This window comes from Prochlorococcus marinus str. AS9601, assembly GCF_000015645.1.
In the GTDB taxonomy this organism is placed as follows: Bacteria; Cyanobacteriota; Cyanobacteriia; order PCC-6307; family Cyanobiaceae; genus Prochlorococcus_A; species Prochlorococcus_A marinus_O.
Genome location: NC_008816.1, coordinates 837,681 through 858,532, shown reverse-complemented (window position 1 = coordinate 858,532; position 20,852 = coordinate 837,681). Strand labels below are relative to the sequence as shown.

Here is a 20,852-nt window from a genome sequence, read left to right as displayed (position 1 = left end):
AAATTTAGCTTAAGCGCTGAAATATTTAGCTTTTGAGTGTAGTGAAATGATAGCTGTAGTACTTTGTTCTGGATGAAGTTGTTCAGATTCATCCATGGTCAAGTTTATTCTTTTGGCATCCAACAATGATAATTGTATGTTTGAATCAGATACTTTTGGACATGCAGGATAACCAAAAGAATATCTAGCTCCTCTATATTTTTGAGCTAGTATTTCTCTATTTTTATATGGTTCTTCAGACCTAAATCCACATTCAATACGAATTAATGCATGGACATACTCAGCTAGAGCTTCTGCTAATTGCACTGTAAGTCCATGGAACAACAAATAATCACTATATTTATCTTCTTTAAATAGTTTTTGAGAATATTCGCTAGCAATATCACCCATGGTTACTGCCTGCATAGGAAATATATCTATCGGTTTATCATTTTTCAAATCACAATAAAAATCAGCTATGCATAAATTATTCCCAGATTTTTGTCGTGGAAAATTAAATTGGGAAATTTTATTTAATGATTTCTCATCAAATAAGAAAATACTATTATCTTTTCTCCCGCATCTGAAATATCCATAAACTGCTTTGGGTGATATAAGTTTTTTCTCTATAATTATCTCTAACCATTTATCTAACAATGGTTTAGCATATGAATTTAAATAATTATTGTATTCATCTACGCTTTGGTTTTTTCCTTTTTTTATTTGCCATTGCCCGCTAAATAAAGCTTTTGTATCTAAATAAAATATTAACTTATTTAAATCTATATCAACATCGTTCAAGACTTTCGTTCCCAAGAAAGGGGCTTGAATTGGATCTTCTTCATTTATAAATTTAGATCTTATAAAATTTTCTTTTAAATTAAATTTGGAAGTATCGGTATTTATGGATATTGATTTTTTAACAGCTTGAGAGTTTGATTTTGATGAAGCTAAATTAATATTTATACCCTCATTGTTAATGAACCCCTCTGTATTTGACCAATTACCCTTTTTCTTATTATCCATATATTCATTCATGAATTTAAGATCAGTGAACGCATCTTTTCCGTACAATATTTTCCCTTTATATATTTTGCTGCAGTCCTCATTTACAAATTTTGGGGTTAAGGCTGCGCCTCCTAATATTACTGGTACACTAATATTTTCATTGTTAAAGGCCTCTAAATTATCTTTCATAAATGCAGTTGATTTAACAAGTAATCCGCTCATAGCTATGCAATCTGCATTGTATTTTTTTTGTGCATCTATAATTGCTGAAACATCTTGCTTTATTCCTAGATTTATTACGTCATAACCATTATTTGTAAGTATTATATCTACCAAATTTTTTCCAATATCATGTACATCGCCTTTGACAGTTGCAATTAAGAGTTTTCCATTCGATATGTTTTCATCTACAGTTTCCATGTGTGGTTCTAAAATTGAAACAGCAAATTTCATTGTTTCGGCGGATTGGAGTACAAATGGCAATTGCATTTGACCTGAGCCAAATAAATCTCCTACAACTTTCATCCCATCTAGTAAAAAGGTATTAATTATTTCAAGAGGTTTATATTTTTTTAACGCTTTATTTAATTGATCCTCTAATCCTATTTTTTCTCCATCTATAATATGATTTTTCAGACTTTCCTCAAGAGTTTGGTTTTTATTTTCTGAAGATGCTTTTTTGAAATCTTGAATAGATAAATCTTGAAAAGCCTTTGTTAATTCTACTAATGGATCATAAATACAAATATCATCTTCAAATTTTCTTTTATCATAAATCAAATCTAAGCAAAGCTTTTTAGTTTCTTCAGAAATTTTTGATAATGGCAAAATTTTATTTGGTGCGATGATAGCAGAATCTAATCCTGCTTTAATGCATTCATCTAAAAATATTGAATTTAGATTAATTCTTGATAATGGTGAAAGACCAAAACTAATGTTTGATATCCCAAGTATGATATGAATATCTGGGAAATTTTCACGAATTTTTAAAATAGCACTAATAGTTTCTTTAGCGTTTAATCTATCTTCTTCTATCCCTGTAGATATTGGCAGAGCTAATGGATCAAAAAATAGCTCATAATCTGACAAACCACATTCTCTTGTTCTATTAATCGCTCGTTTGACAATCTTATATTTTTTTTCTGAATTCCTTGCCATTCCATCTTCATCAATTGTTCCGACAACAAGACCCGAACCATACCCTAAGGCTAAATTTAGAACTTGATCAAACCTTTCATTGCCATCTTCGTAATTGGTTGAATTTATAATACATTTACCACCAGCTGACTTTAATCCACTTTCCATTTTGTCAGCATCTGTAGAGTCAATCATTAATGGTAAATTTATATTGGTAACTAGTCTTGAAGTTATTTCTTTCATATCTTTCACTCCGTCTCTGCCTACATAATCAACATTTACATCAAGAACGTGAGCATTTTCTTTTTGTTGTTGTTTGGCAATTGCAACTAAGCCATCCCAATCGTCGTTATTTAATAACTCCCTTACCTTTTTCGATCCACTTGCATTTAATCTTTCTCCTACTATTAAGATTGAATTGTCTTGTTTATATGGCACAGAGTTATATATTGATGAGGCAGATGGAATAAAACCACTTGAATTTTTCTTACCATTGTTGTGTGTCCTTTCAATATCAATAATTTCATCGATTATTGAAGACAGGTATTTTATATGTTCAGGTGTTGTCCCACAACATCCACCTATTAATTGAACATTAAAGTCATATATAAAATTCATTAACTGCATCTTTAATTCTATTGGCTTTAATCTATAGTGAGCTACACCACCAATATTTTCAGGAAGACCTGCATTGGGAATACAGCTTATAGCGAAGGGAGAATTTTCAGACAAATATTTAATATGTTCCTTCATTTGCTCAGGACCAGTTGCACAATTAAGTCCAAGGATATCTATATTAAATGGCTCTAATATTGTTAATGCAGAAGCAATATCAGATCCAACAAGCATAGTACCTGTTGTTTCCATTGTTATAGATACCATTAACGGTATATCAATATTTTTACTTTCGAGAATTTCTTTTGATGCTAATAAGGCAGATTTAATTTGTAAAACATCCTGACAAGTTTCAATCAAAAGAATATCAACTCCTCCATCTATAAGACCATAAATTTGTTCTTTATATGATTGCTTTAATTCATCAAAATCTATATGTCCTAAGGTGGGTAATTTAGTTGTTGGCCCAATTGAACCTGCTACAAACCTTGGTTTATCAACTGATGAGTATTTGTGAGCAGCTTTTTTTGCTATAAATGCTGCATTTTTATTTATCTCATAAGCCTTATCTGCAATATCATATTCATCAAGAACTATTGATGAGGCACCAAATGTATTAGTTTCTATAACATGACAACCTGCTTCTAAAAATGAATTATGAACCTTCTCAACTACCTCTGGCGATGATAAAACAAGGTTTTCATTACATCCCTCTAATTCTTTTCCTCCAAAGTCATCTGGAGTAAGATTTAAGTTCTGAAAAGATGTTCCAGTACCTCCGTCAAAAATAATTAATGGTTTTTCATCTCTATTTAAATAGGTTCTGAAAGATTCCATTTTTAGTTAAAAAATAATTTATTTTAGTGAAATTCTTGTTACCCAATTATCATAGTCTTGAGAACGACCTTCTGTTATTTCTATAAGCTTACTTTTTAATTTATTCATTATTGGTCTTTCAACATTTAATTCAGTTGATTCAATTTTTTTAACTGGTGTAATTTTTGCTGCTGTACCAGTTAGAAAAACTTCATCTGCTATTAATAATTCTGTTTTATCAACAGGCCTTTCAATTACATTTATTCCAAATGATTTTGCTAATTCAATTACACTAGCTCTAGTAATACCCTCAAGGATATCTTGATCAACACCAGGAGTGATTAAGTCTCCATTCCTTACAATAAATAAATTCATACCACTAGCTTCGCTTACCTTACCACTTGAATTTAATAGCAGGGCTTCATCAAAACCCGATAAACTAGCTTCTGTTTTGGCTAATGAGCTAGTAATATATGCTCCACTTATTTTTCCTCTTAAGGGGAGAGATCTATCTTCTTGTCTTGACCAACTACTCATCCTACAAGAAACACCATCTGGGGATAGATAATCTCCTAGTTCAATACAATAAATAAAGAAATTTGTTTCAATATTGTGTAACCTTGGCGCTATACCTAAATCGCTTGTATATACAAATGGTCTTATATAAATAGGTTTTTCTGGCTTATTTCTTTTTATAACTTCTTCTAAGGCTTTATAAATATATTCTTCAGAAATTTCAGTTAAGAGTAATTTTGCACTTTGAGATAATCTTTTTATATGTTTATCAGTTCTAAACAAAAGGAATTCTTCTTTGTTTTTTGGGTTAGGTATCGCTCGCATTCCTCCAAATGCAGCAGTACCGTAATGTAGTGCATGAGTAGCTATTGATATTTTTGCTTCTTTAAATGGAATACATTTACCTTCGAACCAGGCGTATGGAAGAAATTCATGCATATTTAATTTATTTAATTAAGGTAAACTTGTTTTATCCTACTTACGTATTCTAAACCTTATTTATATATAAAAATGCACAGGATATTAAATATAGCAGGAAATGAAAAGAATAAGGATGATTTAATTGAGCAACCAGCTGCAGATTTTATTTTTATAACAAGTGTCAAGGCTGATTTAAATCTTATATCAAACTTATTGTTAGAAAAAGAATTTGCTTCATTAAAAAATAATATAAGAGCTTTAGAAATTTCTAATTTAAATTCCTCTGCTCAAATAGATAACTATATATTAAAAACAATAAATTATGCAAAAGTAGTCGTACTTAGAATATTTGGAGATAAAGGTACATGGAACTATGGAATTGAACAACTTTTAAATTGGCAAGCAGTTAATAAAAAAAGGAAGTTAGTAATACTATCTGGTACGATTGACCAGGAAATTTGCTTATGTGAAATAAGTAGTATAGATAAAAATATTGCATTAAATATTTCCAGATTACTAAGATCTGGAGGACTAGATAATTATAGAAAGTTTCTTAATTGTTTAAATTATTTAGTTGTAGATGAAAAATTAATTCCTGATGATTTTTTGAATATTACTTTTTATGCAGATCCCTATTTACATGATTGGAAAAATGAAAGTGGCGAAAAGATAGGAATAATATCCTATAAATCACTTTTTTTGGCTAATGAAATTGAAGTAAACGAAAAACTTAACTTGCAACTAAGAAAATGCGGATTATCTCCTAAAACATTTTTTATTTCAACACTAAAAGATCATATTATTCAGAAGAAGTTAATAGAAATTTTTAAAAAGGAAAATATTAAACTAATAATTACCACAACTTCATTTTCTTCATCTCAAATCAAAAATAATGAATTAATTGAAAATTCAACAAATATTTTTACTTCTCTTAAAATTCCAATTTTACAGCTTCTTTCTTCTAATAGATCAAGAAAAAAGTGGTTAAATTCATCTATTGGAATGAATTCATCTGATTTATTAATGCAAATAATTATTCCTGAATTTGATGGAAGAATTACTACCTGTCCTTCAGCATTTAAAGAAATAATATCTAAGAAAAATACACTATATAGTGAAATAACTAGTTACAAAGCTGATCAAGTAGGTATTCAATGGATTTCAAAATTTGCAACAAATTATGTGAAACTTCAGAAACTTAATAATTTTGATAAAAGAATTTGTTTAATAATAAGTAATTATCCAGTAAAGAACGGAAGAATCGGTAATGGCGTTGGTCTAAATACACCATCTTCAATAATAAATATTCTTAATTGGTTAAAAGATGAAGGTTATGACCTTGGATCATGTAATTATCCTCAAGATTCTTCGGAATTAATGTCAATGCTTATAAAAACTAGAACTAATGATATTGAATCTCAAAATAATAAACCATTAGATTACTTACCACTTAGTGAATATTTAAAATACTGGAATTATTTAGAAATTGATCCCAAAAATATTATTGTTAGTCGTTGGGGTAAACCATCTGATGCTATCGATCTAGATAATAAAGGTTTCTCAATAAATGGTGTTAGATTTGGAAAAATAACATTATTGATTCAACCTCAACGAGGTTATGACGCTTTCACTGATAGAGATATTCATTCTCCCGATCTTCCACCTCCCCATAGATATTTAGCACAATATTTTTGGATTGAAAATGTTTTTAATGCAAATGCTATGTGCCATATTGGTAAACATGGGACTGTTGAATGGTTACCTGGTAAATCTATAGGTCTCAGCAATAAATGTTTTCCAAATATTATTTGTCCAGCAATACCAAACATATATCCCTTTATCGTAAATGATCCTGGAGAAGGATCCCAAGCTAAAAGAAGAACTGCTGCAACAATTATTGATCATTTAACCCCTCCTTTGGATAGGTCAGAATTATATGGAAAATATTCAATATTAGAAAATTATTTAGACGAATATTTTGAAGCAAAATTATTAAATTCTAATCGGATTGAAATAATAGAAAATTCCATTTTTGAATTAATAAAAAAAGATTTTAGCGAAATTACTTTAAAGAATAAAAATAATCAAATAGAAGAAATTGATTCCTTTCTTTGCAATATTAAAGAATCTCAAATTAGGACAGGTTTGCATATTTTTGGCAATAGGCAGAATGATATTAATGAAATAAATTTATTCTTGTGTATAGCAAGAGTACCAAATACGAACCGAATTGGTGTTATTCAATATATAGCAAAACATTTAAAACTAGATTTGAATCCTTGGACAAATCAATATGATCAAATGTTATGTGAAAAGGATAAAAAAATATTATTGACTTTTTCCAACAAAAACATTTTAAACTTTAGAATGGCTATTGATTTTTTGGAACAACAAGCAAAGTATTTAATATATTGGTTTTTTTACAAAAAGAATACCAATATAAAAAATCTAGAAAAATATAAAAATCAGAAAATAATAGACTATTTCTTTAATGAAAAAAAACATAATAAGTATTTTTTATTATTAAAAAAAGAGATTCTAATTCCAATCATTAATTCTTCATATAATGAGAAATTATCATTTATTAATTCATTAAAGGGACAATATGTAAAAAGTGGTCCCTCTGGAGCCCCTACGAGAGGTAAAACCGAAACTTTACCCACTGGTAAAAATTTCTTTTCAGTTGATTCGAGAGGACTGCCAACTGAATCAGCATGGAGTGTTGGTTGTCAGTCTGCTTCACAAATACTTGATTTATACAAACAAGATAATGGAGAAGATTTAAAAAATATAGCAATATCTGTATGGGCAACATCCACAATGAGAAATGGTGGTGAAGACATTTGTCAAATTCTATATTTATTAGGAGTACAGCCTATTTGGGATGGGCCTTCAAGAAGAGTAGTTGATCTAGAAATCATTCCTTTATCTGTTCTCGAAAGACCAAGGGTTGATGTTACTTTAAGGATTTCGGGAATGTTTAGAGATGCATTTCCACAGTTAGTTAAATTAACATCTAAAGCAATAAATCTTGTTTCAAATCTTAATGAAGATGATAAATTTAACCCTCTCGCTGGGGCATCAAGGGATGGTGATTCAATTAATCGTATATTTGGGTCGGCGCCAGGTTCATATGGAGCTGGTCTGCAAGAACTAATTTCAAATTCTAATTGGGAAAATATTGATGATTTTGGAGAATCTTTTCTTAATTGGAGTAAGTGGATTTACAGTGATAATCTTGAACCTATAGAGGATAAAAAATCATTAGAAAATGCACTTAAAAATGTGCAGTTAGTTGTTCATAACCAAGATAATAAGGAACATGATATTTTAGATTCTGATGATTATTATCAGTTTCATGGTGGATTATCTTCAGCAGTTAAAAAATTGAGCGGTAAATTTCCTGAAATGTATCATGGTGATTTATCAAAATTTGGATTATCCAAAATTTCAAAATTACAAGATGAAATTAATAAAGTTGTTATTTCAAGAGTACTTAACCCTAAATGGATAAATGGAATGAAAGATAATGGTTATAAAGGAGCGTTTGAATTTTCAGCTACACTAGATTACTTATATGCTTTTGATGCTTCTACTGAAGTAGTCTCAGATTGGTGTTATGAGGAAGTTTATAAATCATGGTTATGTGATCTGGATCTTAGGAATTTCTTTATAGAGAATAATCCATGGGCTTTAAGAGATATTGCCCAAAGATTTCTTGAAATTATCAATAGAAAAATGTGGAATAATTGTTCATCAGATGTCATTGAAAATTTAAAGAACATAATTATTAATACTGATTCAATAATTGAAAAAAACGAATTCTGAATTATCTACCTAATAGCGAAAGTCCATGACTATCTGTTCCGCATGTTTTTAGCATTGAATATTTATCTGCTAATTTATCTATTTCTGAACATACAAATAAACTAGGATTCCATACTTCATTAAGTTCATAATCGTACCAAACCTCTATTCCATCAATACCTTGTATTTTGGCCTCTGGAATTAATTTATAAAAGGGAATCCTGTATCTCGCTGGATGTGCAAGAAATGATAAGCCACCAGCTAAATTTATTGCTTTTATAACTGATTTAATATTTAAATCATTACCTATTGGAGACTCTCCAAGGATGTAGGGATTTAGGTATTTACTTTTTATATCTATTCCCAATCCAATTACATGTACTAAACATCCTAAAATCAAACAATTAATTTCTATTCCCGAAATTAATGTAAAAGAATCTTTAGGATAATTTTTGAGTATATTATTTTTATTTATATATTCATGAGCTTTAATTGTATGATGATCGGTTATTGATAAAAATTTCAAGTTATTTTTATAAGCTTGTTCTAAAAGTTCATATGGTTCTAAACTTCCATCACTAAATTTTGTATGACAGTGAAAATTAATATTTTTAGGACAACTATTTTTATTAATATTGGAAGTTAATTTAACTAAGTCTTCCCTATTCATTACTTAATGAATTCTCATTTTTCTTTCTAATCTTTGCATATAATTGTATTGAAGCCAACATGAAAATAATAAGTCCAACTACGCTCCATGTAGCAACACTAGTTGGAAAATTATTTTTAAAAATAACTAAAAGTACAATTATAAACAATAATAAAGTAGGCAATTCATTTAATAATCTAAGGTTCTTTGCTGAAATGCTTGAAGTACCATTATGTAATGAATACATTATTTTATAACAATAAGAATGATAAATTACTAATCCCAAAACAAAAGAAATTTTAATTTGCAACCACTTCTCACTTAGCCAACTTGGTTGCATAATAACCATGCAAATAGCCATACTTAAAGCTAATATCATCCCAGGTGTTGTGATTATATTCGCCAGCCTTTTTTCCATCAAAGTGTATTGCTTATTAAAGGCAATTTTTAATTCATTATCCATATTTTTAGATTCTTCATGATATATAAAAAGTCTTACTAAATAAAAAAGTCCCGCAAACCAAACGATTACACCAATAATGTGAAGTGATTTAAACCAGAGATATGCTTCAGCTGCCAAATTACTAGATTAATATAAAAATATATATTTTTAATATAGTTATATTTAACAATATCAAGAAATCTATTTTTCAAAAATTAATTAATATTTATAACTCGTTAAAATATTCATATATATCATTTACTGAATTTTTTCCAAGTCCTTTAACTTTTGATAATTCCTCTTTACTAGCTATTCTTATCGCGTCTATTGATTTAAAATGCTCAAGCAATTCTCTTATTCTTGATGGTCCTAATCCACTGATTTGGGACAATTGAGATCTATTCATTCTTTTAGATCTTTTGTCTCTATGAAAAGATAATGCAAATCTATGTGCTTCATCTCTTACCCTTCTTAATAGAAGAACTCCTTTTTGATTTTCATCAGTATCAAGAGACTTAGTAAATCCTGGAATAAATATTTCTTCATTTTTTTTTGCCAATGAACATATAGTTACTTCTTCCTCAAGACTTAATTCTTTTAATGCTTTAATAGCTGCATTTAACTGTCCTTTCCCTCCATCAATCATTATTAAATCAGGCCAATCTGATAGAAGTTCATTGTCTAATTTACTATTCGTTTTATCATTTAATATTGAAAAATCTCCTCCGTTTTTTTTAAATCTTGACCATTTCTTAAACCTTCTATGTATTACTTCATATATCGAAGCAAAATCATCACTATGTCCTACAAAAACGTTTGGATCTTTAATTTTATATTTCCTATAATCCTGTTTAGAAGGAATCCCATCAATAAAAACGACTTGTGATGCTACAGGGTCACTACCTTGAATATGGCTTATATCATAACCTTCAATTCTTTTAGGTTGTTCGCTTAATTCAAGTATTTGGGCAAGATCCTCAATTGATGATTCATTATCTTGTATCCCATTTAATATTCTATCTAATTCCAATTTCGCATTTTTTAAAACCATTTCTACAGTTTCATGTTTTTTATTTCTTTTTGGGATTAAGATTTTTACTTTATTTTTTCTTAGCTCCGTTAACCAATCCTCTATGGTTGCTTGTTTTGGAAGGTTATATTGAATAAGAATTTCTGATGGTATTTCTACAGGTTCAACATTCATATAATGCTCTTCTAATATCTTTTGTAAAATAAGATTTTCATCTTCATTATTTAATTTTTGACTATAGCCAATTCTCCCAATGAGCTTACCAGATCTCATTTGGAAAATTTGTATACTAGCTAAATTTTTTTCTGAAACTATTCCAAAGATATCTCTATTAATTGAAGAATCTGGTATTGATATTTTTTGTGATTCAGTTAATAATTTTAAACCTGAAATTTGGTCCCTTATTTTTGCTGCATTCTCATAATCTAAATCATTTGAAAATTGCAGCATTTTTTTTTGTAAAAATATTTCTAAGTCATCATTTCTTCCCTGAAATATCATAGATACTTGTTTCATTATTTTTTTATAATCGTCAGATGATATTACTTCTTGGCAAACACCTGGACATCTTCCTATTGAATAATTCAAACAAGTTCTATCCTTATAGACTGGCCTTGGTCTTTGTCTAAGTGGAAATATTTTTTTTATCGTAAATAATGTTCTCCTTAATAGTCCGACATCAACATAAGGTCCATAATATCTATCTAAATTATTTCTATTTCTTCTTCTTCTTGTAATAAATATTCGAGGATATTTTTCACTCCAAGTTATACAAAGATATGGATATTTCTTATCATCCTTTAAAAGAATATTAAAATATGGTTTGTTTGTTTTAATTAAATTTGACTCTAAATTTAATGCTTCATATTCGCTATCTGTGACTATTATTTCTATTTCAGTTATTTGACGAACCATCAAACTTAATCGGGGAGTTAAATCTGAATAATTATTGAAATAACTACTTACTCTACTACGTAGTTTTTTAGATTTACCGATATAAAGTAAGTTATTATCAATATCTTTAAAAAGATAACAACCAGATGACTTTGGAATTTCGGATAATCTTGATTTTAATAACTCCTTATTATTAATTAATTTATATTCAATTTTAAAATTATATTTGTTATTTATTTTTTCGATAGAGGAATTACTCATTTATAATGACTAACCTCCATAATTCCAGCCAGTTGAAGATAAATTTAGTGAGTCAACATCATTATTCAGATAAGCAGATTGAACCTCTCCTACAAAAACGGTATGGTCTCCATGCATAACACTTCCAACAACATTACATTCAACACCACCAACACTATCAACTAAAATAGGCAATCCAAGCTCACCTAAATTAAATTCAACAGATTCAAATCTACCTCCTAATGCTTTTTGAGGTTTAAAGAAAACAGCTGCTAGATCCTTTTGATCACTTTTGAGCACATTTAATGAGAACTTATTGGTTGACTTTATTATTTCATGACTAGAACCCTCTGCTCTAACAGCCATTACAACTAATGGTGGGGTGAAAGAACCTTGAGTCACCCAACTTGCAGTAAATCCATTCACTTCATTTTTATCCTCATCTCTAACGCCACAAATAAATAATCCGTGAGGTATTTTTCTTAATAAGATTTTTTTTGCTTCTAGATTTAATGTCATAATTGATTTAACTAATAATCTTATTTTAACTAAATTTTCTTATTCGTTCATAATAAATTCATGAAAATTCTTTATCCAGGTACATTTGATCCTTTAACAAATGGGCATCTTGATTTAATAGAAAGGGCTGAAAAAATATTTGGCAATCTAGTAGTTGCTGTTTTAGAAAACACCTCTAAAACACCAACATTTAATCTTGAAAGAAGAATAATACAAATAAAAAATTCTCTTTCTCATTTACCTAATATTGAAGTTATTTCTTATTCTGGTCTAACTGTTGATTGTGCAAATGATCTAAAAGCAAATCTTATTCTTAGAGGCTTAAGAGCAATGAGTGATTTTGAGTATGAACTTCAGATTGCTCATACAAATAAATCTCTTAATAATGATATTGAAACTATATTTTTATCTACAAATACAAATTATAGTTTTCTTAGTAGTTCTTTAGTAAAAGAAGTTGCAAAATTTGGTGGTGAAATTAATCACATGGTACCCCCCCCTGTTGAGAAGGATTTAAAAGAATATTTTAAATAATATTTTTGTTAACAAGATTTCAAGTAATAAAGATCACGTAATAATTTAAAAGCTTTTTCTTTATCAATTTTATTAGAATTTTGGATAATGCTTATAATTATTGGCTTTTCATTTTTATATAAAAAGCCAGATAATGCGAAGACATTTGAAAGAGTCCCAGTTTTACCAAAAAACTTTCCAGACAATTCACTATTTACAAATCTTTTAGCTAAAGTTCCTCTCACTCCTGTAATTGAAAGTGTAGATTGATAAGCTTTAAAATCATTAAAATATCTCATTTTATCTAAAAACAATACAACTAACTTTGTTGTAATTTTATTTTTTCGAGACAAACCACTAGCATCAGCAAAGTATGCATTAGTTGCTGGGAGGCCTTTATTTTCAAGCCATCTTTTCAATTTTATATAGTTATTATCGTTCCATGTATTTGAGGCATTTTTAAAAAGAGATTCAGCCGTAAAATTATGGCTTTCAGAATTTGTTAGAGTTAATAATGAAAGAATTGGAGTTGAATATACTTTATTTATCTCTTTAAAATTATTTAAATAAAAAGTTTTTTCTGAATCAAAAATATTTATATATATTTTTGAATTTGGAAATTTATTTTTTAAATAATTTTTAATAAAATTTTTTAATGCATAAATATCATCATATTTATTGTGATTACTTTCTATTGCAAGAGATGTAATTGGAGATCCATATTCGTAATTTTTATCAATATTTGTCCAACCATTAGGCCAATATAATTTTGAATCAATTTCTACAATATTGAAGTTAATAATTTTATTTTCTTTAACATTTGAAATTAGTTCGATTATATTTTCATAATTAAGATCTGGATCACCTTGACCGTGCAAATAATAATCGTTTTTATTTTTAAATAAGGAAGTTTTTAAATTATTATTTAGTTTATATTTACTTAAAACATAAGCTGATGAGAATAATTTTTGGTTAGATGCTGGCAACCTTGGAACATCCTCATTGTAAGAACTTATTATTTCCCCTTTATTATTAATAATTGATACACTAAAGGAATCATCAAGCGTTTGATTCAATAAAGCATCATAAGTAGGACATATTTTGTTTTTAGTAATTATTCCCGGAAAATTAAAATAAATACTATTTAAAACAGTTATTTTCTGATTTGCTAGTAAATATCTTATTAAGAAAGGAAATGTTACTAATACAAGAACAATAAATAAAAATGAAAATATTTTTTTTATCACATTCAATCTATAAATTTACAAAAATAGATTCATTGTCGGGTTTAATTTCAAATTCTTTTTTAAAAAAATATCTTTTATTTTCTTCTTTGAAAAGCAACCAGTTATTTGGATATATATGCATAAGAGCAGCTTTATTTAAAGGCTGCAGAAAATAAATATTTTTCCATGTTTTGACAAAGTTTTTACGTCGCTCTCTTATAACACTTCCTATACCAATATTGGCATCTTCAAATTTTGGATTTAATGAATAATGCGTACCTTGATAATTATCAGACATTGGTTCAAATGAATCGAAATCATATGGCTGAGGTAGTATCGATATCATTGCACTATCAATATTATTTATATTATTTGATTCATTAAATGATTTAAAAGTAAAGATTTTATCTTTGATATCTGGATAGTCTCTTTGAGCCAAAGCCACAGCACCTTGATCAGCAAATGTTATGAATACATTATTATTTTTAGACAATATCTTGTAGATAGTTATTCCAATTCTGTTAAATTTCAATCCTTCAAAATTAAATTCTATAGTAAATCTTTTATTTGAATCTAATAAACTTGGAATAATTGCATCCTCCATATTCTTAAGAGATTCATTTAAATCTTTAGGTAGTCTGTAATTAGTTTCCATTAAAATTTGTCAATACATATTTGAATAAGTTCTAAAAATTTATCTATTTCTGACTTATTGTTTATTGAACCTAAAGTAACACGAATATTTGAATATAGTTCATCATCTTTTAAACCAATATTTTTAAGTGTTGAGCTAGGTTTCCCAGATGAGCTTGAACAAGCACTTCCACTGCTTATGGCTATTTTATTTTCTGACATGAAATTAACAATCTTATAGGCCCGTATAGGCTCAAATAGTTTATTTAACAGTAGAAAAGAAATATGACTGGGAAGTCTATGGTTAATACTACCCGTAATCTTTATATGATTATTATCTTTAATTTTTTGAAAAAAATAATTTTTAAGTTTATTAATATTATTAGAAGGAAATTCAGTTATGTAATCATATAATTTAATTTTTCCTTCAATATTCTTTAGTGATTCATACATTCCAGCGATTAATGGCAAAGCTTGTGTACCTTGTCTAATTGAAAATTCCTGAGTAAGTGATATGTCATTATTTTTTAAAATTTGTCTAGACTTTTCTTTTGTTAAAAGAATACCGATCCCTTTTGGACCTCCAAATTTATGAGCGGATAAACTTAAAAAATCACATTTAAGATCTTTCCAACTGAATATTCCATTACTTAATATTTGAGTTCCATCTAAATGAAACATTATATTTAATTCTTCACATTTGGAACCAATAAATTGGACAGGTTGTATTGTCCCAATTTCACTTTGTCCCCAAATAATTGATACAAGCTTAGTATCATTGTTTAAAAATTTTTCGATATTGGAAATATTTAAAATTCCATCATTTTTTACCGTCCATTCGAAAATATCCCAATTTTGTTTTCTTAGTTTATTAGCACAAATAATTGTTGCTTGATGTTCGACATTTGAAATAACAACCCTACCATTTTTAAATTTCTCATAAATATTATTAAATACAATATTTGTCGATTCCGAAGAACCAGATGTAAAAATTATATCCTCTGGATCTGCTTCAAATATATAAGCTATTTTGGATCTAATTTTTTCAAGATAAGTAGAGCATTTTATACCTAGCTCATATGTAGATGAAGGGTTATGCCAATAATTCCTATAAGTTGAATTAATTATCTTTAAAACATTCTCAGATAATGGAGTTGTGGATGCATTATCTAAATAGATAAAATTATTTTCCATTAATTTACTAAAATTGATCCTGAGAAAACCTTTTTAGCATTACCGGTCATCATTACTTCACAATCGTCTTCTGACCAATCAATTTTAAGATTACCTCCTGGTAAGGTTACTATGGTTTGTGAATTACAAAGGCCTAATTTATAAGCTGCCACATGGATAGCACAGGCACCTGTTCCACAAGCTAAGGTTGGTCCTGCACCTCTTTCCCATACTTTTACTTTTATATTATCTCTATTTAAAATTTGACAAAAATGTACATTAGTTTTTTCAGGAAATAATTCATTTTTTTCAAATATAGGACCAAGTCTGGAAAGAACAATTGACTCTATGTCTTTTACAAAGAATATTAAATGAGGATTTCCCATTCCTACGGCATAACCCATATTACTAAAATCTTTCTCAATAAATTCGTGTGAAGGAATTGAATTTATTTTTTTTTCAATTGTTGTTGGAATATTTTGACCTTCTAAAATAGGGACTCCCATTTTAACTGTAATTTCATCATTTATATATTTTGCAATTTTTAAACCTGCTTTAGTCTCAATTTTATATTCTATATTTTCATTATTCATTGAATCATTTACGTGGAGATACTCAACTAAACACCTAATTCCGTTTCCACACATTTGTGCTTCAGAACCATCAGAATTAAAAATTATCATTTTTGCATAATTATCTTCATTAGGTTCTTCTATAAAAATCACACCATCTGCTCCAACACCAAATTGCCTGTTGCAAATTTTTTTTATATCAAATATTTTATTTGTCTTGTAATTTTTATATAATTCATTTCCTCTAGAATCTATTATTACGAAATCATTTCCGTTACCTTGATATTTTTCAAAACTTATATTTTTCATTTGTAATTCATATATCTTAAATTTTAATTATAAATTATTCCTTTTAACAATCTATTTATTTTATACAATGGATATTAAAATAATAATTTAACAAATAAAAATTAAGTGATTTCTCCCGATAAACGATATGAGGCTGATACCAATTTATATAATCCATCTGAAATAGAAAAAAAATGGCAGTCAATATGGACAGAAAACAATTTATACAAAACCGATGAATTAACTGAGAATAGCGATAAGTTTTATGCCTTATCAATGTTTCCCTACCCTTCAGGCAATCTTCATATGGGACATGTTAGGAATTATGTTATTACAGACTTAATAGCTAGATTCCAAAGGTTTAAGGGTAAATCTGTCTTACATCCAATGGGTTGGGACGCTTTTGGTTTGCCTGCTGAAAATGCAGCTATTGAAAGAGGAATTAGTCCAAGTGTCTGGACTAAAAAAAATATTTCTCATATGAAGTCACAATTAAAGCTTTTGGGCCTATCAGTTGATTGGGATAGGGAATTTGCAACATGTGATGAAAATTATTATATTTGGACTCAATATCTATTTTTAGAGTTATACAAGTCAGGTCTTGTATATCAAAAGGAATCAGAAGTTAATTGGGATCCTATAGATAATACAGTCCTAGCGAATGAACAAGTTGACTCAGAGGGTAAATCTTGGAGATCTGGGGCAGTAGTTGAAAAAAAATTATTAAAGCAATGGTTTTTAAGAATTACTAATTATGCTGATGAGTTATTGAAGGATTTAGAAAAATTAGATAACTGGCCAGAAAGAGTAAAAATAATGCAAGATAATTGGATTGGAAAGTCAATTGGTGCAAATATTAATTTCAATATCAATACCAATCCAGAAAAGAATATAACTGTATTTACAACAAGGCCAGATACTTTATTTGGAGTTACTTATTTAGCAATTTCTGTAAATCATTCATTAATTAAAAAAATTACTGATCAAGAAACCATACAAGATATAGAAAATCTTAAACAATATTTGAAAGATAATAAAAATAATGAACTTGAAAAAATTGGAATAAAAACTAGCTTAATAGCAATAAATCCAGTTAATTCTGAACCTATACCTATTTGGGTGGCTAGTTATGTTCTTGATGAATACGGTACAGGCGCTGTTATGGGTGTACCTGCTCATGATTTAAGGGATTTTGAGTTTGCTAAGAAAAACAATATAGATATTAAACAGGTAATAGTAAAGGATAAAAGTGAACAAAGTAATGAGCTTGATAATGCTTATGTAGAAAATGGATATCTAATTAATTCAAATCATTACAATGGTTTAGCAAATACTATTGCTAAATTAAAAATTGCAGAGGAGGGAGTAAATAATGGATGGGCCGAAAATAAAATTCAATATCGTTTAAGAGATTGGTTAATATCTAGACAAAGATATTGGGGATGTCCGATACCCATCGTTAATTGCAAAAAATGTGGAGCTGTTCCTTTAAACCAATCTGATTTGCCTGTTTCATTACCAAAAGATATAGAAATCTCCGCTAACAAGATTAATGCTTTAGGTAATAATAATGATTGGATAAATACAACATGTCCAAAATGTGGAATAGGGGCAAGGAAAGAAACTGATACTATGGACACTTTCATGTGTTCATCTTGGTATTTTTTAAGATACCCATCTTCAAAATGTTCAACTAAGCCATTTGAAAAGAATGAAATTAATAAGTGGTTACCTGTAGATCAATATGTTGGAGGTGTAGAGCATGCAATTTTGCATTTATTATATGCAAGATTTTTCACTAAAGCTTTGCGAGATAATGAACTATTTGATATTGATGAACCTTTCAAAAAACTATTAACGCAAGGAATGGTTCAGTCCGCAGCCTATAAAAACAATAAAACTGGTAAATATGTTTCTCCTTCCGATATTACTGACTTATCAAATCCTACAGATCCAATTGACAATTCTAAACTCGAAGTTCTTTTCGAGAAGATGTCTAAGTCTAAATATAATGGAATAGACCCTGAATCAGTAATTAAAAAATATGGAGCAGATACAGCAAGAATGTTTATATTATTTAAAGCACCACCTGAAAAAGATTTGGAATGGGGAGATACAGATGTTGAAGGACAATTTAGATTTTTAAGTAGGATTTGGAAGCTTTATATAAATTGTGCAAAAAATATAAATAGTAAATCTAATTCCCATCCAGATAAAGAAAAAAGTTTAATAAAGTCAATGAATATTGCTATAAAAGAAATTTCAAATGATATATTAAATAACCAATTTAATACTGCGATTTCAGAACTAATGAAGTTTTATAATTCATTATCAAATTCCATTAATGATATAAACAATAATTTAAAAATTGATGCTTTAAAAACTTTTTGTATTTTGTTGGCTCCATTTGCACCTCATATTGCAGAAGAAATATGGCATCTTATAGGATTTAAAAAATCTGTACATTTAGAACACTGGCCTTCCTTTAATGCCGAGGCACTAAAGGAAGATTCATATGAACTAGTAATACAAGTGAATGGAAAAGTTCGAGACAAAGTAAATATTAATAATGATATGAGTGAAGATCAAATTAAAGAATTGACTCTTAAAAGACCTAACATATTAAAATGGACTCAAGATAAGGAAATAAGAAAAATAATTATTGTTAAAGGAAAAATAATGAATATTGTTGTTTAAGAATTTATTTTTTGAATAACTAATGAATTTGGATTTGACCAATCGCCCTTAACTAAATAATTATCATTACCGAAACACATTTCACGGAGTATAAAAAATATAGGTTCACTAACTGAATTATCAAATAATGATGTTATGTCATTTATAGAATATTCTCCACCTTCATCTAATAAATGACTTACTTTTTGTTGATACTCAATAATATTTGCAGCTGCTTTCTTTCCAGCTTCAACTCCAGGTTGATCATATGCATTTATATTTACCAATTCAGCGTAGAAGGATACAGCCCTTTCAAATAAAGCGATTAAGGCACCTAGTGAAAAACAATTTAACTTTTCTAACGTAATAGTGATACTTTGTCTGTTTTCACTAGAGAGTGCTGATCTGGTTCCTTGCAAAAAACCAGAAAGATATTCTTTAGGATTCTCTTTTTCATCAAATATATTAGTAGATGGAGAATCTAATAATTCAATAAAAATACAAAAGAAATTATCAATACCATCTCTCAGTTGCTGAACATAGGCATGCTGATCTGTAGATCCTTTATTACCAAAAACGGAAATACCTTGATTAACTACTTGACCATTCCTATTAAATTTCTTTCCTAATGATTCCATTACTAATTGCTGAAGATATTTACTAAAAACCTGTAACCTATCTCTATAAGGTAATACGACCATATCTCTCTTTCCAATACCATCCCCAGTTAAATACCATGCGGATGATAATAGTGCTGCTGGATTATTTTTAAAATCTCTTATACGTGTGGTTTCATCCATTAATGATGCACCTCTGATAAATTCAGATATATTTTCATTAATAAGAGCTAATGGAAGTAATCCCACAGAGCTTGTAATACTAGTTCTTCCACCAACCCAATCTTGCAAATTAAATATTTTTAACCAATTTTCAGAAGTAGCTTTTTTGAATAACTTACTACCTTTCATAGTTATAGCTATAGCATTAGAATTCCATTCAAGAGAATTGTTTTCGCAGTGACTTTTAATAATTTCCATAGCAATTCTAGGTTCAGGCGTACCACCTGATTTGCTTACTACTACAAATAATGTTGTTGATAATTTTTCAGATAACTCTTCTAACTTTTCGCTAATTAAAAAAGGATCAACATTATCGATATAAGAAAAATTTAAGCCTTTAGAACACTTCTGCAGTGACTCTGTAATAAGTAATGGTCCTAATCCACTTCCACCAATTCCTATCCATAGAACATCAGTATACTGCTGATTATTCTTATTCTTAATATCCCCATTTAAAATTTGTTTTCCAAATTCAGAGATTGAATTAATATCTGCTCTAATTTCTTCTCCTATTTTTGAAGAGGGTGAAATTGATGGATTTCTAAGCCAATAATGTCCAACTTGTCTATTTTCATCAATATTTGAGATTGCACCATTTTCTAATTCTTTTATTGATGAAAAAACATCTTTAAATTTATCTTCTAAATTTTTTATCTCTTTACTTGTGAAATTAATTTTGCTTATGTCTAACCAAATATTTAATTTTTTATCAAACCAAAGATAATTACAAAATTTATCCCAAGAGTTTAAATCTCCATTCATTTTATATATTTGTTTCTTTTATTTATTATTCAATTATATCTATACGAATAGTACATAGATTTGAATCATTTAAATTTGTTTAAATTATTATCTTCAAA

The 20,852-nt window shown here is 28.4% G+C and carries 14 protein-coding genes; 3 read left to right on the top strand and 11 right to left on the bottom strand.

The features are described 5' to 3' along the window. Positions 1 to 9: 9 nt before the first annotated feature. Together metH and A9601_RS13820 are read right to left on the bottom strand one after the other, a co-directional pair. Positions 10 to 3,576, bottom strand: a complete 3,567-nt coding sequence (gene metH, locus A9601_RS13825) for a methionine synthase (RefSeq protein WP_011818423.1) — start codon at positions 3,574 to 3,576, stop codon at positions 10 to 12. An 18-nt stretch (positions 3,577 to 3,594) separates the two neighbouring features. Continuing rightward, complete coding sequence (locus A9601_RS13820) at positions 3,595 to 4,509, bottom strand: branched-chain amino acid transaminase (RefSeq protein WP_011818422.1); 915 nt, start codon at positions 4,507 to 4,509, stop codon at positions 3,595 to 3,597. Between the two features lie 72 nt (positions 4,510 to 4,581). Between A9601_RS13820 and cobN the strand changes: the two genes are divergently transcribed. Beyond that, complete coding sequence (cobN, locus tag A9601_RS13815) at positions 4,582 to 8,319, top strand: cobaltochelatase subunit CobN (RefSeq protein ID WP_011818421.1); 3,738 nt, start codon at positions 4,582 to 4,584, stop codon at positions 8,317 to 8,319. A gap of 1 nt (position 8,320) precedes the next feature. Here the strand turns inward: cobN and A9601_RS13810 are convergent, their stop codons facing one another. The 4 genes from A9601_RS13810 to A9601_RS13795 all read right to left on the bottom strand — a co-directional run bounded on the left by A9601_RS13810 (position 8,321) and on the right by A9601_RS13795 (position 12,072). Further along, positions 8,321 to 8,968: a PHP domain-containing protein gene (locus A9601_RS13810; RefSeq protein ID WP_011818420.1), complete on the bottom strand. Its 648-nt coding sequence runs from the start codon at positions 8,966 to 8,968 to the stop codon at positions 8,321 to 8,323. Next, the gene (gene hemJ, locus A9601_RS13805; RefSeq protein WP_011818419.1) at positions 8,961 to 9,527 is read right to left on the bottom strand and encodes a protoporphyrinogen oxidase HemJ; all 567 of its coding nucleotides are present in this window, start codon (positions 9,525 to 9,527) and stop codon (positions 8,961 to 8,963) included. The genes A9601_RS13810 and hemJ overlap by 8 nt, the downstream gene beginning before the upstream one ends. 88 nt (positions 9,528 to 9,615) lie before the next feature. Next, positions 9,616 to 11,574, bottom strand: a complete 1,959-nt coding sequence (uvrC, locus tag A9601_RS13800; RefSeq protein WP_011818418.1) for an excinuclease ABC subunit UvrC — start codon at positions 11,572 to 11,574, stop codon at positions 9,616 to 9,618. A 9-nt stretch (positions 11,575 to 11,583) separates the two neighbouring features. Continuing rightward, complete coding sequence (locus tag A9601_RS13795; RefSeq protein ID WP_011818417.1) at positions 11,584 to 12,072, bottom strand: flavin reductase family protein; 489 nt, start codon at positions 12,070 to 12,072, stop codon at positions 11,584 to 11,586. A gap of 60 nt (positions 12,073 to 12,132) precedes the next feature. On the opposite strand from A9601_RS13795, the gene coaD reads away from it, so the two are divergent. Then, complete coding sequence (gene coaD / locus A9601_RS13790; RefSeq protein ID WP_011818416.1) at positions 12,133 to 12,606, top strand: pantetheine-phosphate adenylyltransferase; 474 nt, start codon at positions 12,133 to 12,135, stop codon at positions 12,604 to 12,606. A gap of 8 nt (positions 12,607 to 12,614) precedes the next feature. On the opposite strand, the gene A9601_RS13785 is transcribed toward coaD, so the two are convergent. From A9601_RS13785 to dapF, 4 genes are read right to left on the bottom strand one after another with little or no spacing between them, the layout of a single operon-like run. Beyond that, positions 12,615 to 13,832, bottom strand: coding sequence for a D-alanyl-D-alanine carboxypeptidase (locus A9601_RS13785; protein WP_011818415.1), 1,218 nt, complete (start codon positions 13,830 to 13,832; stop codon positions 12,615 to 12,617). 7 nt (positions 13,833 to 13,839) lie between these two features. Further along, positions 13,840 to 14,466: a DUF1995 family protein gene (locus A9601_RS13780; protein ID WP_011818414.1), complete on the bottom strand. Its 627-nt coding sequence runs from the start codon at positions 14,464 to 14,466 to the stop codon at positions 13,840 to 13,842. Continuing rightward, a complete protein-coding gene (locus tag A9601_RS13775) occupies positions 14,466 to 15,638 on the bottom strand; it encodes a cysteine desulfurase family protein (protein WP_011818413.1) in 1,173 nt (390 codons plus the stop codon). Before A9601_RS13775 ends, A9601_RS13780 begins: the two co-directional genes overlap by 1 nt. Further along, positions 15,638 to 16,498 (bottom strand): diaminopimelate epimerase, encoded by an 861-nt coding sequence (gene dapF / locus A9601_RS13770; RefSeq protein WP_011818412.1) that lies wholly within the window; start codon positions 16,496 to 16,498, stop codon positions 15,638 to 15,640. Before dapF ends, A9601_RS13775 begins: the two co-directional genes overlap by 1 nt. A 105-nt stretch (positions 16,499 to 16,603) precedes the next feature. On the opposite strand from dapF, the gene leuS reads away from it, so the two are divergent. Beyond that, a complete protein-coding gene (leuS, locus tag A9601_RS13765; RefSeq protein WP_011818411.1) occupies positions 16,604 to 19,174 on the top strand; it encodes a leucine--tRNA ligase in 2,571 nt (856 codons plus the stop codon). Here the strand turns inward: leuS and A9601_RS13760 are convergent. Beyond that, positions 19,171 to 20,754 carry a glucose-6-phosphate isomerase gene (locus A9601_RS13760; protein ID WP_011818410.1) on the bottom strand — a complete coding sequence of 528 codons (1,584 nt, stop codon included), beginning with the start codon at positions 20,752 to 20,754 and terminating at the stop codon, positions 19,171 to 19,173. The two genes, leuS and A9601_RS13760, sit on opposite strands and share 4 nt — an antisense overlap. Between the last annotated feature and the right edge of the window lie 98 nt (positions 20,755 to 20,852).

What these genes read in the sequence shown, in the direction of transcription:
- A9601_RS13810 (WP_011818420.1), bottom strand. Translation starts at nt 8,968, where the DNA reads ATGAATAGGGAAGACTTAGTTAAATTAACTTCCAATATTAATAAAAAT.
- A9601_RS13760 (WP_011818410.1), bottom strand. Translation starts at nt 20,754, where the DNA reads ATGAATGGAGATTTAAACTCTTGGGATAAATTTTGTAATTATCTTTGG.
- metH (WP_011818423.1), bottom strand. Translation starts at nt 3,576, where the DNA reads ATGGAATCTTTCAGAACCTATTTAAATAGAGATGAAAAACCATTAATT.
- A9601_RS13820 (WP_011818422.1), bottom strand. Translation starts at nt 4,509, where the DNA reads ATGCATGAATTTCTTCCATACGCCTGGTTCGAAGGTAAATGTATTCCA.
- coaD (WP_011818416.1), top strand. Translation starts at nt 12,133, where the DNA reads ATGAAAATTCTTTATCCAGGTACATTTGATCCTTTAACAAATGGGCAT.
- cobN (WP_011818421.1), top strand. Translation starts at nt 4,582, where the DNA reads ATGCACAGGATATTAAATATAGCAGGAAATGAAAAGAATAAGGATGAT.
- A9601_RS13795 (WP_011818417.1), bottom strand. Translation starts at nt 12,072, where the DNA reads ATGACATTAAATCTAGAAGCAAAAAAAATCTTATTAAGAAAAATACCT.
- uvrC (WP_011818418.1), bottom strand. Translation starts at nt 11,574, where the DNA reads ATGAGTAATTCCTCTATCGAAAAAATAAATAACAAATATAATTTTAAA.
- A9601_RS13775 (WP_011818413.1), bottom strand. Translation starts at nt 15,638, where the DNA reads ATGGAAAATAATTTTATCTATTTAGATAATGCATCCACAACTCCATTA.
- dapF (WP_011818412.1), bottom strand. Translation starts at nt 16,498, where the DNA reads ATGAAAAATATAAGTTTTGAAAAATATCAAGGTAACGGAAATGATTTC.
- A9601_RS13780 (WP_011818414.1), bottom strand. Translation starts at nt 14,466, where the DNA reads ATGGAAACTAATTACAGACTACCTAAAGATTTAAATGAATCTCTTAAG.